The sequence below is a fragment of the Pseudomonas sp. LRP2-20 genome, assembly GCF_024349685.1.
Lineage (GTDB): Bacteria > Pseudomonadota > Gammaproteobacteria > Pseudomonadales > Pseudomonadaceae > Aquipseudomonas.
Map to the genome: position 1 here is coordinate 4,538,103 of NZ_AP025944.1, position 14,636 is coordinate 4,552,738.

At 61.9% G+C, this 14,636-nt stretch carries 9 protein-coding genes; 4 read left to right on the forward strand and 5 right to left on the reverse strand.

What is annotated here, in order from left to right:
- Nucleotides 1-74: 74 nt before the first annotated feature.
- From OCX61_RS20390 to OCX61_RS20410, 5 genes are all read right to left on the reverse strand, one after another.
- Nucleotides 75-1,097 (reverse strand): MraY family glycosyltransferase, encoded by a 1,023-nt coding sequence (locus OCX61_RS20390; RefSeq protein WP_261941115.1) that lies wholly within the window; start codon nt 1,095-1,097, stop codon nt 75-77.
- A complete protein-coding gene (locus OCX61_RS20395) occupies nt 1,094-2,062 on the reverse strand; it encodes a UDP-glucose 4-epimerase family protein (RefSeq protein WP_261941116.1) in 969 nt (322 codons plus the stop codon). The genes OCX61_RS20390 and OCX61_RS20395 overlap by 4 nt, the downstream gene beginning before the upstream one ends.
- A 125-nt stretch (nt 2,063-2,187) precedes the next feature.
- The gene (locus OCX61_RS20400; protein ID WP_410011122.1) at nt 2,188-3,546 is read right to left on the reverse strand and encodes a TolC family outer membrane protein; all 1,359 of its coding nucleotides are present in this window, start codon (nt 3,544-3,546) and stop codon (nt 2,188-2,190) included.
- A gap of 53 nt (nt 3,547-3,599) precedes the next feature.
- Entirely contained in the window at nt 3,600-4,925 is a 1,326-nt protein-coding gene (locus tag OCX61_RS20405; protein WP_261941118.1) for an HlyD family type I secretion periplasmic adaptor subunit, read from the reverse strand.
- 12 nt (nt 4,926-4,937) lie between these two features.
- Nucleotides 4,938-6,740 carry a type I secretion system permease/ATPase gene (locus OCX61_RS20410; RefSeq protein WP_261941119.1) on the reverse strand — a complete coding sequence of 601 codons (1,803 nt, stop codon included), beginning with the start codon at nt 6,738-6,740 and terminating at the stop codon, nt 4,938-4,940.
- Nucleotides 6,741-7,339: 599 nt separating this feature from the next.
- Here OCX61_RS20410 and OCX61_RS20415 point away from each other — a divergent pair.
- The 4 genes from OCX61_RS20415 to OCX61_RS20430 all read left to right on the forward strand — a co-directional run bounded on the left by OCX61_RS20415 (nt 7,340) and on the right by OCX61_RS20430 (nt 14,614).
- Complete coding sequence (locus OCX61_RS20415; protein WP_261944345.1) at nt 7,340-8,218, forward strand: hypothetical protein; 879 nt, start codon at nt 7,340-7,342, stop codon at nt 8,216-8,218.
- Between the two features lie 17 nt (nt 8,219-8,235).
- Entirely contained in the window at nt 8,236-9,594 is a 1,359-nt protein-coding gene (locus OCX61_RS20420) for a DUF4214 domain-containing protein (RefSeq protein WP_261941120.1), read from the forward strand.
- A gap of 146 nt (nt 9,595-9,740) precedes the next feature.
- Nucleotides 9,741-12,212 (forward strand): glycosyltransferase family 2 protein, encoded by a 2,472-nt coding sequence (locus OCX61_RS20425; protein WP_261941121.1) that lies wholly within the window; start codon nt 9,741-9,743, stop codon nt 12,210-12,212.
- Complete coding sequence (locus OCX61_RS20430; RefSeq protein ID WP_261941122.1) at nt 12,212-14,614, forward strand: glycosyltransferase family 2 protein; 2,403 nt, start codon at nt 12,212-12,214, stop codon at nt 14,612-14,614. Before OCX61_RS20425 ends, OCX61_RS20430 begins: the two co-directional genes overlap by 1 nt.
- The last annotated feature ends 22 nt before the right edge of the window (nt 14,615-14,636 follow it).

Here is a 14,636-nt window from a genome sequence, read left to right on the forward strand (position 1 = left end):
GTGCCATGGGCCCCGGATAAACCGCCCGTGGCCCCTCCCAGTCAATCCGCACATACAACCGAGTTGCGCGATGTTCAGTACATTGGGGCATCTTGTTCCCGTTCACCCGCTCGGTACTTGACCGCGAGCACCGTTAGAGGCACATAAGCCAGCAATGTTCCTGTCGCCCCGTCGAGGTCCAGGGCCACTACCGCCACGGCGACGGGCAGCAACCAGAACAGGTTGATGGCAGCCACCGACAGGCTGACCGGCAGGTGGCTGCCGTGCAGGCGCGAAGCAAACTGGTAGGCGTGGCTACGGTGGGCCTCATACACCCGCTCCCCGCGCACCAGGCGCCGGATCAGCGTAAACGTGGCATCGACCACGAATACACCCAAAAGTATTAACCACCCCCAGAATAATAGCGGGTTTATCCAGGCAGCCTGCAATGCCAGCAAGCCCAGCACCACCCCGAGAAAACCACTCCCGGCATCGCCCATGAAGATGCGTGCGGGCGGGAAGTTCCAGAACAGGAAACCGGCCACCGTCACCGCCAGAAGCATAGGCAACCAGATGGCCTCTGCATAGCCACTCAGCCAATACAGCAAAGCCCCACCCAGACAAACGCAAATGGCCTCGATGCTGGCGATGCCGTCGATACCATCCATGAAGTTGTACAGATTAAGCAGCCAAACCAGGTACAGCAGACCGATGATCATGCCCAGCCAGGCCATGTTCAGCGGCAAGCCGAAAATCACCAGCGGCGGCAGGCCTCCGAGCCAGTAAAGCCCCCAGCCGGCAGCGGCAAAATGCCCGAGGAGGCGCCAGCGCGCGGCGATGTGCCCGTGGTCATCCATGAAGCCGATCAGTGCCACCAGCCCTCCGCTGCCCAGCAGCGCCAACAGTGGCGCCATGGCCACAACACCAGCAGCGGCCATAGCCACGACAGAGGCCAGGTACACCAGCACGAACGCCAGCCCTCCCCCGCGTGGCGTCGGCAGGGTGTGCGAGCTGCGGGCGTTGGGAACATCCAGCAAGCTGCGGGATAGCGCGTAACGGCGCAACGCCGCCGTCAACAGCAGTGAAGCAAGGCCTGCGGCCAGAAGAAGCCAGATCATCGGTGTTGGTTTTCCAGAAAAGAGTGCGCCGTGGCATGCAGGCCTTGGTGGAGGGTCAATGGCGGCACCCAGCCCAGCAGCTGACGGTTCTTGGTGATATCCACCTGCAACGACCCCAGCAGGCGTTGGGCAAGGTCGCGCCGGCCGAGCAGGCCTGCGGCCAACTGCAACAGTCGAGGGGGGACCGGCAGCAAGCGTGCCGGACGGCCGAGCTCACGACCAATCGCCTGCAGCAGGCGAGGCAGCGATACATCGTCGCCATCGCTGGCAATGAACACCTGACCGGCCGCTTGTGGGTGATCGATACAGGCCAGGATCAGGTCGACCAAGTTGCCCAGCGAGACCAAGCTGCGGCGGTTGTCGATTGCCCCGAAGGGCAGCGGCACGCCCCGCGCCACCCAGCGCATCATGCTGTGAAAGTTGGCCTTGACGCCTGGCCCATAGACCAGCACCGGGCGCACCACCACCACCTCCATGCCCGTGGCGGCGGCCAGCTGGAACAAACCCTGCTCAGCTTCATGCTTGGAGATACCGTAGGCATCGCTTGGCGCCGGTACGTCATCTGCGCCCAGCGGCCGCCCCGGTTGGCTGGCCTCACCATTGACCTTGATCGAGCTGATGAAGACGAAACGTCGCACGCCCGCCGCGGCGGCTTGCCTGGCCAGGTGCAAGGTGCCATCGACATTGACCCGGCGAAACGCGGCCAGGCTGTCGCTGGCGGTTTCGTGCATGACATGCACACGCGCAGCGGTGTGCACCAGTACCTCGACGCCAGCCAGTGCCACCGTCCAGTCAGTAGCGGCATCGAGCTCGCCCACGGTTACGCTCGATACACCCGCAGGCATGAGTGACTCGGCCTTGCGCACAGCACCACGCACGGCGAAACCGCCCTGTACGGCCAGGGTACGGCAAAGGGCGCTGCCAACGAACCCGCTGGCACCGGTTACAAGAATCGTTCGCTCCATGAAAACTGCTCGACAACCTGCTGACGACCCTTCATGGGCAGCAACGCCCGTGAAGGTTTAGCCAGGCAGTATACCGATGTTGGGCGCTACGCTCGACAGCGACTGACGCCGCGCTGCAAATGGCCTTAGCGACGCGCTTCCAGCCGCGCCACGTCGCCGCCGGGCAGGCCGGTTTCAGGGACCGGACTGAGCCAGACATTCACATGATCGACACTGTCCTGATTGAGCTCCCCCGCCCAGCGGTTGAGCAGGAACAGGTTGGTGATGAAGTCATACTGGGACTTCAGCAAGTCCCGGCGCGCCTTGAACTCGTTCTGCACCGCAGTCAGCACATCCACCGCATTCACCACGCCGAAGGTGAAAGCCTTCTGCGCCGCCACGCTCGATTGCTGCGCCGACGACAAGGCGTTACGGTTGGCGCGAATCTTCTCGACGCTGGACTGCGCCGTGAGGTAAGCCGTGGTGGTTTCCTTGACCACTTGCCGACGGATACCTTCAGCCTGCACCTCGGCTGCGAGCTGATCGTCATACAAACCGCGCACCCGCGCCGACGTGGAGCCACCGCTGTAGATCGGGATTTTTACCCCCAGCGTGGCCACATAACTATCGCTGCGTGGTGCCTGGGTGTTGTCATAACCCTGGTCGCTCTGCTGCGCACTGAGGCTCAGCGAAAGCTGAGGGTAATGCTCGCCCTTGCCCTCACGCACCGCCGCATTGGCAGCCTCTGCGCCACTTTGCGAAGCTTTGAGCAGTGGATTGGTTTCGACGGCCTGGGTAATCCAGCTCTGTAGCGGCCGAGTCGGCGCCTGCAGGGTGACATCGTTACGCACGCGGCTCAACGGCTCGGTGATCGGCCGCCCGACGATCTCGGCCAATGCCTCACGGCTGACCAGCACCTGATTGCGCGCATCCACTTCCTGCGCAGCCAGGGCATCGACCCGCGCCTGCATGTCTAGCTTGTCGGTGATCTTGGCCATCTGCCGGTCGAACATCATGCTGACGCGGTCTAGGTTCTTCTGGGTGGCGCGACGCTCGGCCTGCACCAGTGCCAACTCATCATCGGCAGCCAAGGCCACGAAGTAGCGCTTGGCCAGATCCACCGTCGCCTCGGCCAAGGTGTCTTCGGCCTGCTCGCCCTTCTGCGCCTTGACGCTTTTGGACTTCTGGTAGCGCTCCCAGGCCGGCTTGTTGTAGAGGTATTGGGTCAGGCTCAGCGCGTAGGATTCGTTGTTGTAAATGTCGCGGGTGAGTTCGTTCTTGCGCAATACGCGGCTGGAGTTGGCATTGGCCGACACCTGCGGCAGCAATTGGCCCAAGGCCTCACGCTGTTTCTCGGAAGCCGAACGCGCCTGGGCGTAGGCTGCCAGCACACGCGGATCCTCGAGGCGCGCCTCGCGGTACAGACCTGCAAGGTCCAAGGCGTATGTGGATGCCGAAACCCCTTTGGAAGGCGCAGTGACCACGCCCTTGGATTCATCCGCCATCACTTGCCAGGCGGTCATGCAGATCAGTACACCGGGTAGCAAACGCAGCACAATCATTCCTCGATCAGCGATTCGGCAAACATGTTTCGCGCCGGCTTCAGCAGATACTGCAGCATGGTGCGTTCGCCTGCGTTGATCAGGACCTCGGCTGGCATGCCAGGTTGCAGCTTGCGGTTGCCGAGTTTCTTCATGCCGTCTTCGGTGACTTTGACTCGCACCAGGTAGTACTGGTCGCCAGTACGCTCCTCGGTCAGGCTGTCAGCGGAGATACGCACCAGTGTGCCTTCGATCACCGGCGTGGTCGCCTGGTTGAAGGCACTGAAGCGAATGTCCGCGGTCTTGCCCAGCTCCAGTCGATCGATATCCTTGGTCGCCACCTTGGCTTCGATCACCAGTTCCGAGGACGCCGGGACGATGTCCAGCAACGGCGTAGCCGCGCTGACCACACCGCCAATGGTGTGCACCTTCATGTCCAGCACCATGCCGCTTTCCGGGGCTCGAATGACCACGCGAGACAGGCGATCGCGCAGCGCAGCCTCCTTTTCCTGCAGGTCGAACACCTGGGCCTGCACGTCGGACAGTTCCTTGGCCACGTCGGCGTCGAACTTCTTCTTTAACTGTACGATCTGCAGCTCGGTTTCACCGATTTGCAGCTTGGTCTTGGTAATGGTCGACTCGTGGTCGGCGACCTCGGTCTTGAGCAGGTCCAGCTTGCGCTCCTGCTCGAGCAGGCGCTGGTTGTCGACGAAGCCTTCGGCGAGCAGTTCCCTCAATTGCTTGATCTCGCCGCTGTAGGACTTCTCCAGCCCGGTCTTGGTGCGGATCATGTCGTTGAGGCCGACGATCTGCTGCTTCATCTGCTCGATGCGTTCGCGGTTGACCGAAATCTCGCCTTGCAGCGAGTCACGGCGCGCCTTGAACACCTGCTGTTCGCCGGCCAGCGCCTCGGTGGCACGGTCCGAATCGGTACCTTCCATGGCCACGACCGGAATCGCTGGCAGGCCATCGCGCTCGGCGCGCAAACGCGCCTCCTTGTAGCGGGCCACGATCAGCTGGTTACGGGTGGACTCGTACTCCGCGCTCAACTGGCTCTCGTCCAGCACGATCAGCGGGTCGCCCTTCTTCACGCGGTCGCCATCGCGGGCGTGAAGCTCTTTGACAATGCCGCCTTCCAGGTGCTGCACGGTCTTACGGTAGTTCTGCACGGTAACCACGCCGGAGCCATGCACGGCATTGCTCAATGGCGCAAACGCCGCCCAGGTGCCAAAGATACCGAAGGTGACGAACACAATGGTCAGGCCGATCCGGCGGATACCGCGGTCGGAGGTGGGCATGTCGTCGAAATTGTGGTCGAACGTGGTGATCGCTTTACTGCTCATCGATAAATCCTTTTACGCGCCGGTGCTGGTCGTGCTGACGGGCGCAACAGCTGGTGCCACGGGGGCAGCCGGATGTGGTGCAGAGGCCGCAGGTTGCGCGACGGCGGGCTGGCCGACGCGCTGCTGGGCCTTGGCCTGTTGCGCAGCCAGTTCGGCGATGACACGGTCGCGTTCGCCGTACATCGACACGGTGCCGCCGGCCATCACCAGGACGCGGTCCAGCCGTGTGAGGATGTTGGGGCGGTGCGAAACAATGAACACCGTGGCGCCGGTTTCCTTGAGCTTTTGCAGGGCGACGCCCAGCGCGCGCTCACCGACATCGTCCAGGTTGGAGTTGGGTTCATCGAGCACGATCAGCCGCGGGTTGCCGTACAAGGCGCGGGCCAGGCCAATGCGCTGGCGCTGGCCACCGGACAGGTTGATGCCATCGCTACCGATCACGGTGTCATAGCCGTCCGGCAGCATCAGGATCATCTCGTGAACGCCAGCCATTTGCGCAGCGTGCACGACCTTCTGCGGATCGACCTTGTCGAAACGGGCGATGTTGTCGCTGATGCTGCCTTCGAACAGTTCGATGTCCTGTGGCAAGTAACCGACGTAAGGGCCAAGCGCCTGTTTGTCCCAACTGGCGATGTCGGCGCCATCGAGGCGCACCACGCCGTGCTGAGGGGGCCAGATGCCCATCAGCGCGCGCACCAGTGTCGACTTGCCTGCCGCACTCGGGCCGACGATACCGACGATGGAGCCGGCCGGCACCACGAAACTAATGTTGCGGATGACCGCTGCCTTGGCGCCCGGTGGCGCGACGATCAGGTTCTCGACCTGGATCTGGCCTTCCGGGGCCGGCAGCGGCATGCGCTCCGGCTCTTTGTTGAGGTCGTCCATCACCTTGCTCAGGCGCTCGTACTGCACCTTGGCGGCGACGAAGCCTTTCCAGCTGCCGATCATCTGGTCAATGGGCGAAAGCGCCCGACCGAGTAGCAGCGAACCGGCCATCAGCAGGCCGGGGTTGATCTCGTGGGTTATCACCAGGTAAGCGCCAATAGCCAGCATCATCGACTGCGACCAGGTGCGGAATGTCTTCGAGGTGGAAGTGACGATGCCGCCTTTATCACTGGCTTCGGACTGCAGCAGCATGATCTGCCGCTGGCGCCTGGCCCAACGGTTCATCAGCGTTTCGAGCATGCCCATCGATTCGATGACTTCAGCATTGCGCAAGGTCTTGGTAGTGATGACGTTGGAGGCGACATTCTCTTTGTTGGCGTTGGCCAACGCCTGCCCGGTAACTTTGTGGTTGACCACCGCCAGCACGGTCAGCACCGCACCACAGGCCAGCGTCATGAAACCGAACCAGGGGTGGAACAGGAACATGACGATGGTGTAGATGGGGAACCAGGGGGCATCGAAGAAGGCGAACAAACCTGGCCCGGTGAAGAACTGGCGCAACGCGGTCAGGTCATTGAGCGACTGCGCGGTAGCGTCCGAGCCGCCGCTGTTGAGTGCGCGCTTGAAGCTTGCCCGGTAAACGTCGCGGCTGAGCATCACATCCAGCCGGTTACTGATACGCACCATGATCCGCGAGCGCACCCACTCCAACGAACCCATGGTCACCACCAGTACGGTGAGGATCAAGGTCAGCATGAGCAACGTGGAGGTACTGCTCGAAGGAATCACCCGCCCGGACACCTGGATCATATAGAAGGTGGGGACGAGCATCAGGGCATTGACGAAGAAGCTGAAGAAACCGACCGAAAGGAAGCTGCTTTTACAGGCTTTGAGGGCGGCGCGCAGGTTGTTTTCGGTAAGAGAACTCATGGTATCCATACTGAGAAGGCGGAAAACGGCGGGCAGTGTAACACCCACTTTGATGAACGGCGTGCATGAATCCGGCCAGCCCGGCGCAGAGGCCGACGAACAGCCAGCTGACAATCCCTTACATGAAAAAACAGTGACAGCCGAGCCTGGGGCTGCAACGTCCTAGGCAAACGCTTAGAGCCACTGAGGGCTCAGCCTTACATAGGCAGCAATACGCCACCCCCCCGGCCGGACCTGCCGCCGATGGTGCTACCGCTGGTCGGCAGAAGGTAAAACGGGCGCAAATAAAGCCAAAACATTGACCCTAATCAATACAAAAACAATAACATACTGATTTACAAAGATTTTAACCAGAAACAGAACTATCGTTCCGACAACCTTTTAATCACCATTTCGCACGCTCGGAGCGCTGTTCAGATCATTTAGTTCAGTCAAAAAATGAAATTTATTTTACCTTCGACAGTTGACAACATTCCCTCGCCACTGCATCTTCGCCCCTCGCAAGGAGCCCTCGTTGGCCGTTCGTAGTGCATGCACAGGTTTGAGCAAGTTAGCTGCCGGTGTTTCGGATTTAAAAGGAGCTTAACAAGGCCATGTCTCTGCCTTCACAAACCCTTGACGGCTTGAAAATAAGCTCGCGCGTCACGCTGCTCGAGCCAGGCATGTACATCTTCCGTTATGCCTCCCAACCACCTGCCAACAAGCCGGTGTGCATCGCTTTGCAACAAGCGCCACTGGGCAAAGGCTCCATCGATTTCTTCCCCGCAGAGGGCGTCAGCAAGAACATGCTGACCAAGCTCGGCGACACCATCGTCGCCCGGGTGAAAGGTGGCGTGACCACCGTGCTGATCACCGAATACCACATGTTCGACGATGTCATCGAGCCGATCGACCTGCGCATCGACCGCATCGACACCTCGCCTGCGATCATGCGTACCTTCGCCGTGGTTGCCAACAGCGAAGCCGCAGCTACGCTTGCCGCGCCGCCCGCCATCGCCCTGGAACTGACCGCACACCTGCAACAGGCCGGTGAAGTCATTTCCGAAGAGGGCTGGGCCGGCACCCCGGATAGCGACGAATTCCTCGAAGGGTTTGCGATTAACTGGCCGAACAAACCGGCCGGCGTCGACCTGCTGTACACCGGCACTGTGGCCGGCTCCGGCCCCAGCCGCAATGTCTCCACCGGCACCTTCATCGGTGCCCGTGGCCAGGGCTTGCCGCTGCTCAGCGCCGGCTTCAGCCTGGTCGGCCCACACCGCAAACGCTACGAACTGACAGGCCATATCGTGTTCGCCGGCGCCGAACCACAACGCCTGATCGCCAATCAGATGATGCATGGCCCCACCGGCACCGAGCCGTTGGTGGCGCTGCATATCGCCATTACTCCCGTTACGAAGATGAACGCTGCCCGCTTTAAGTCTCCGTGGGAAAACTCTGCGCACCCGCAGAAAATCAGTGCAGCAAGCCAATCGGCTTGAAGTAACAGGAATGAATGATGCAATACGATAATCCCGTCGCGGAACTGCAAGACCACCTGGCTACCGCCAACATCTCGTCGACCACCGTTGATGCCATCAACTCGCTGCTGGGCCTGAACGAAGAAGGCGCTACCGTCAACCTCGCCACCTTCGACGGCGTGAACCTGGTTCTGCCTGAGTCCGGCACTGCCAACGTGGTTACCGGCGTAGTCGTCGGCAACGTGGCCGACCAGGTCACCGTTGACCTGTCCGCCGCTCAAGCCGCTGGCGCCAACGTCTTCGTTCTGGAAAGCGACGCCAACCTGGTTGTCAACGTAGCTGCTAGCCAAAACGACCAGATCATCACCACCGGCAACGGCGATGACGTGATCACCGTAGGCGACCAGAACGTAGTGATCGACGCTGGCAACGGCAACGACACCATCATCACCGGCAACGGCAACAACACCGTTATCGCTGGCGCTGGCAACAACTACGTGAAGACCGGTTCGGGCACCGACACCGTGATCCTGAGCGGCAGCAACCACGCTGACGTGGTCGACACTGGCGCAGGCTTCGACGTTGTCCAGCTGGACGGCTCGCGCGATGCCTACAACTTCGCCGTTGGCAACAACTTCAACGTCAACCTGACCGGCAACCAGACTGCCCAGATCAGCAACGCTGAGTTCCTGACCTTCGCCAACGGTGACACCGTTGCCCTGGCGCAGAGCGAAGACGAAGCAGCTGCCCTGCGTCTGTACCAAGGCCTGCTGGGCCGCGATGCCGACCTGGAAGGCACCAAGGCGTTCGTCGGCGCAGTCAACAGCGGCACCTCGCTGACCGACATCGCCAACGCCTTCCTGAACTCCTCCGAGTTCACCAGCAAGGTCAACGCTGCCGACATCAACGAGCTGTACCAAGCTCTGCTGGGTCGCGACGCTGATGCAGCCGGTGCTGCCGATTGGCAAGCCGTGCTGGCCAACGGTGGCTCGCTGAACGACGTGGCAGCCGCCATCGCTCAATCCAGCGAAGCGCTGCAGCTGGATCAGTCGAACGCCACCTTCGTACGTGAACTGTACGAAAACGTTCTGGGCCGCGATGCGGATCAGGATGGCCTGGACGCCTGGGTCGCTCAGCTGTTCAACGGCACCAGCCGCACCGACGTGGTTCAGAGCTTCCTCGGTTCGACCGAAGCTGGCCTGAAGTCCGACAGCGACTTCATCGACTCGCTGTACCAGTCCGCTCTGGGCCGTACCGCAGACGAAGCTGGCAAGGCTGACTGGCAAGCTGCTCTGGCGAACGGTGCTTCGCACACCGACGTCGCGCTGGCCATCGTTGGTTCCGCCGAAGCTGTTGAGCACAACGACAACGTCGTCGTGCTGCACGGCCAGGTGTAACTAGCCCTGTCGTAGCGAAGCGTATACCCGGTCGCAAGGCCGGGTGTATGCGAAAAAGGGGCGACTTTCGGGTCGCCCCTCTTTTTATTTTTTGTAGTCAAGCCAAGCTTATGTCCAGACTCCTCGACCATGGGCGAGAAACGCTCATGGACATTTTCCACCGTCATCGCCAGGCCAATGAGCCTGCCCTGGCGGCCGCCGCACTCGAGCGCGCCCTGCAAACCGCCGAATACCGGCCGGAGGCACTGGTGTGGAAAGGCATCGCGGCATTGCCGCAGACGCCTGAGCTGGCTTTTTTGTTTTTTGCCAATGCCGCCCAGGCATTGCCTGACCGCGCCGACATCCACGCCCTGATCGGCCGCAGCCTGCTAGCCCAGGGGCACGCCGCTTTGGCCTGCATGTACCTGACCACGGCATGGCGGCAGCAACCTAACGAACCTGCCCTGCGCATGACTTTGTGGCAAGCACGCAGCCAGGCGGAGACACCCGCCGAGCTTCGCCGCCAGATCCTCGCCAACCTGCCCGAGATCAGCGCAGCCAACGAGCTGGCCCTGGTACTCAAGCTGCTGGCAGCGCAAGCTGACGCACCGGGTACCGTCGGGGTGATGCGCTATATCGAGGCGCGTCGCGAAATCCACGGCTGGGCCATCGACCTGCGCAACCCGCAGGCACCGGCGGCGTTGCAACTGGAGGTGAACGGCAACAAGGTCGATACCTTTGCCAATGCCCCCCACCCGCTGCTCAGTGCCGCCGGCTTGCCGGCCAGCCACGGAGGTATTCGCATCGGCGTGCCCAACCCGACGGCTGCGGTACACGTGCGTTTCGCCAACGGCGACCCTTTGCTCGGCAGCCCAGTGTTCGCCATGCCAGCCTTCGTGCCGCCGCCCCCTGCCAACGGTGGCGGCGAGCAGCAACCGGTCGACGTGCTGATTCCGGTGTATGACGGCCTGGACGAAACCCTGGAGTGCATCAACAGCGCCCTGGAAGCGCGCAAGCTCAACCGCACGCCCCACCGCCTGGTGGTGGTCGACGATGCCACGCCGCAGCCCAAGCTGGCCAAGGCCCTCAAGGCGCTGGCAGCGAAAGGCAAGATCACGCTGGTGCACAATGCCGTGAATCTCGGCTTCATCCGCACCATGAACCGCGCCATGGGCCTGAGCCCGAACAAGGATGTGGTGTGGCTGAACGCTGACACCCGGGTACACGGCGCCTGGCTCGACCGCCTGCGCGAAGTGGCCTACAGCGACGCCCGCATCGCCTCGGTGACCCCCTTCACAAACAACGGCGAGCTGATGAGCTTCCCGCGTAGCCAGGTCAGCCACGCCATGCCCAGCGCCAAGGAGCAGGCCGAACTCGATGAGCTGGCCCGGCAAGTCGCCAGCCCGCCGATGGAGATCGAGACAGGCTGCGGCTTCTGTCTGTACATCAAACGGGCCGCACTCGACCAAGTGGGCTATCTGGACGAAGTACACCTGTCCCGCGGCTATGGCGAAGAGACCGACTGGTGTCTGCGCGCCCGCGACCAAGGCTGGCGGCACATGGGCGCGCCCAATGTGTTCGTGGCGCACCAAGGCGGTATCTCGTTCGGCGCCGAGAAAACCCTGCGCGTAGCCCACAACAACGCCATTCTGCGCCAGCGCTACCCAGCTGCGCCGGCGCGCTACAACGCCTTCTGCCTGCGTGACCCGATCAAACCTGCCCGGCAAGCCTTGCAGCGCGCCCGCCTCGCCCAGCTGGGCGAAGCCGCAGCCGCGCAGCACAGCGCACGCTGGCCGGCAGTGGCCGACCGCGCCCTGTACATACATGCTGGCGTCCACAGCGACGCTGCCTTCAGCCTGACCTGCCAGCGTGACAGCCATCGCCGCTGGGTGGCGCTGCAGGCGCCGTTGCAACCACTGGCGCTGAACCTGGAATTCGAATTGCCAGGCGATTTCGCCCCACTGGTGGAATGCCTGCGCAAGCTGCCACTCCAGGAGTTGGTGTTTGAACAGCTGGCTAGCTGCCCGACCGTACTGTGCGATCTGCCTGCTCTGTTGGGCATTCCCTACCGGATCGCATGCCGGGATGACCGGCTGCTGAATCAGGAAGGCGACTATGACTGGCAACGTTTCGCCCGCGAAGCCACCAGCGTGGAACTGCCGTGGCAGGCCCTTCGCCCCCTTTATGCCGCTGCCTTCCCGCAAGCCAACCTGCAAGTGGCAACCGCCTCCACCTGTGTGACATTGCCAGATAAAGCCCCACGTGCGCTGATGATCGGCGACACACTAAGCAACCCCGCCATTGCCCAGCGCTGGCTACAGGTGGCCAGGCAGATCACCCGCGAGCGGCTGCCGCTGCGCTTGCTGGCCCAGAATGACACGCCGTGGCTCAAACCACTGATGGCGACGGGCGCCGTGCATCGGCTGCCTGCGCTGCATGGTTTCAGCCCTGCCGAACTCGTCCGGTCCGCTGGCATCGACGGCGTTCTAAGCCTGATCGATGAACCAGGCGCCGGCTGGAGCGCTCCGCTGCTGGCCAACGACCTGGCACTGCCGCTCTACGCCAGCGCCAGCCTGCTGGCTGGCGAAGCCGGTGCAGCTGCCCTCTCCTTTTTGCCTTTTTCACCGAGCCAGGACTGATGACCCAACACCTCTTGGACACGCCGCAGGTGGCCCAACGCCACGTCACCCTCCCCGCCTTCAACGGAGCCATCATCGGCCTGCAAGGTGACGTGCTGCATGGCTGGGCCATGGACGCTGCGCAACCGGAGCAGCGCTCGGTGATCGAAGTGTTCATCGATGGCACCAGCGTCGCCTTGGCCCGCGCCGACCAGTACGAACCGCAAGCGCCGGCTGGTGATCAGTTCCATGGCTTCGCCGTGCAACTGCGGCAAGGGTGGCTGGACGAGGCCCAGGTGATCACAGCGCGAATCGCCAACCAGGCGTTCATCCTGGAAGGCCAGGTTCTGCTACCCACCGCGCCCAACAAGGACACCTCCTCGGTCACCTCGCAGGTATGGCACACCGGCGGCCTGCGAGTCGGCGGCTGGTGCTGGGACCCCGAAGCACCGCGCCGCCACGTGCAAGTGACCGTGCGTAAAGGCAACCAGGTCATCAGTCAAGCGACCTGCGATACCCATAACCAGGCACTGGCATACCGCGCCACCAGCGATCACGGTTTTGCCATTGACCTGCCCTGGGAACTGGCGGACGGCAAGTTGCACATTCTGGATGTGGTCGACGACCGAGGCCAACCATTGTCTGGCAGCCCCATACGCCTGTGCTGCTGGCCGGAAGGCGTCGAGGGCTTGTTGCAACAACTGGACGGGACCCAAGAGCCGGCTATCTTGGCACTGCTCACCGAAGTGGCCAAGGAACAAACTCTGCGTCTGCCAAAGAGCGCAGGCTGGCAGAACTACCCGCAATGGTTCGAGGCGTTCCAGCGTCTGGACGCCAAAGAAACACCAACTCTGCAGGGCAAACTTGGCCTGTTGCTGATCAGTGAAGGCGATGCCGCACTCGAGCAAACCAGCCTGGCGAGCCTGGGCGAATTCCGGGCGAACGTGCATCAACTGGCGACTGCCGCCTTTGCCGATCTGTTGCCAGCCCTAGAGCAGTTGCTGGAGAGCGGTTGCGATCGCATCCTACCCGTTGCTGCTGGTGACCGGTTGGCGAAATTGGCAATACCTCATCTCAGCGCCCTGCTGGACGATGGCAGCGCGTGGGCCTACGCCGACTGCGACCGCGACGGACCACAGGGCGAACGCAGCCTGCCGTGGTTCAAGCCGGTATGGGATATCGACCTGTTCATTGGCGCGGATATTTTTACATCTGGAGCGATTTTTGGAGCAAGCATTGTCCAACAAGCGCTGACGCTGCTGGGCTCACGTGCAGGTACAACTGCCGTCAACTGGCACGACCTGACAGCAGGCATCGCTCTGGCCACACAAGAGACCAATGCAAGTGTCGTGCACTTGCCGCGAGTGTTGTACCACCGCGCCTGCCATGCACCGGCCAGTCCTGAGCAGGCAGCTCCTTCGCCAATGCGTCAACAGGCAATGGAATGGTTGTGCCAACGCCTGGCACCGGGTACGTCGGTGACAGCCGTGCCTGAATTCCCGACGCTATTCAGAGCCCATTGGCCACTGCCGGCACAACTGCCTCGCGTCAGCCTGATCGTCCCCACGCGGGATCAGTACAAGTTACTGCGGGCGTGCGTCGAAGGGCTACTTAACGATACCGACTACCCGAATCTGGAAATCATCGTCGTCGATAATCAGTCCAGCGATCCCGATACCCTGGGCTACCTATCAGAAATCCAGACGCGTGGAGTCACGGTCGTTGCCCACCCTCATCCATTCAATTACTCGACAATCAATAATCGCGCGGTGAGCCTCGCCACCGGTGAACTGATTGGCCTGGTGAACAACGATATCGAAGTCATTGATAGCGGTTGGCTCAAGGAAATGGTCAGTCAACTGCTGCGCCCCGGTGTCGGCGCGGTGGGCGCCAAGCTGCTGTGGCCCAACCGCATGGTGCAACATGGCGGCGTGGTGGTGGGTATCAATGGCTTGGCTGCCCATACCGGCAATGATCTTGCCGAGCATGACCCAGGCTATCTAGGCATGAACCAGGCCAGTCGCCGGCAAAGTGCCGTGACTGCGGCATGCCTGCTCGTGCGCAAATCGATCTTCGAGTCCGCGGGCGGGCTGGATGAGCACGCATTCCCGGTTGCCTTCAACGATGTCGATTTGTGCCTGAAAATCCGCGAACTAGGCCTGCACTTGATCTGGAGTGCATTTGCCCAACTGATACATGCGGAGTCCGCCAGCCGGGGCAAGGATCAGACACCGGAAAAGAAAGCACGAGCTCAACGTGAACAGCAATCGTTCATCAAGCGATGGTCTCCTACGCAAAAGGTTGATGACTGTTACCACCCAGCACTAAGTGCAGACTATCTCAGCGGCCCCTATGGCGGCTTGGCACTCCCCCCCAATACGCTGAAAGCACGCGGTAATCTCGCCGATAAAACCGAGCGCTGAGAAGCATGCGAGCACGACAGCG